This is a genomic window from Paraburkholderia sp. SIMBA_053 (assembly GCF_046534895.1).
Taxonomy (GTDB): domain Bacteria; phylum Pseudomonadota; class Gammaproteobacteria; order Burkholderiales; family Burkholderiaceae; genus Paraburkholderia; species Paraburkholderia caledonica.
The window spans coordinates 1-242 of the sequence record NZ_JAWRXU010001517.1 but is presented as its reverse complement, the minus strand read 5'-3'; the positions used below and the strand labels follow the sequence as shown (position 1 = coordinate 242).

General features: G+C 48.3%; 1 protein-coding gene. It reads left to right on the top strand.

The features are described 5' to 3' along the window. The coding region (locus SB753_RS40650) for a hypothetical protein (RefSeq protein ID WP_410805624.1) at positions 1–242 on the top strand (242 nt) is incomplete at both ends.

The following is a 242-nucleotide window of genomic DNA, read 5'->3' as shown; positions in this document are numbered from 1 at the left end:
CTGCAGGCTTTTAACCAGCATTTTTATCAGCTGTATGCCAAAAGAAAGCAGTATTTTGAACAGCAGATCACTGCAGGTGAAGTGCTGCTGATTATCCGCAGTGGTAGCGATTTGATTAGCTGCTGCGGCAGTGAGATAAAACATTACCCGGTGAACGGTGATAACTATCATCAGTTAAAAGCACTGGCTCACAGCGCCCTGGCCGCGAGCTACAGTTTGCAGCATATGCCATTGCCGCAGGC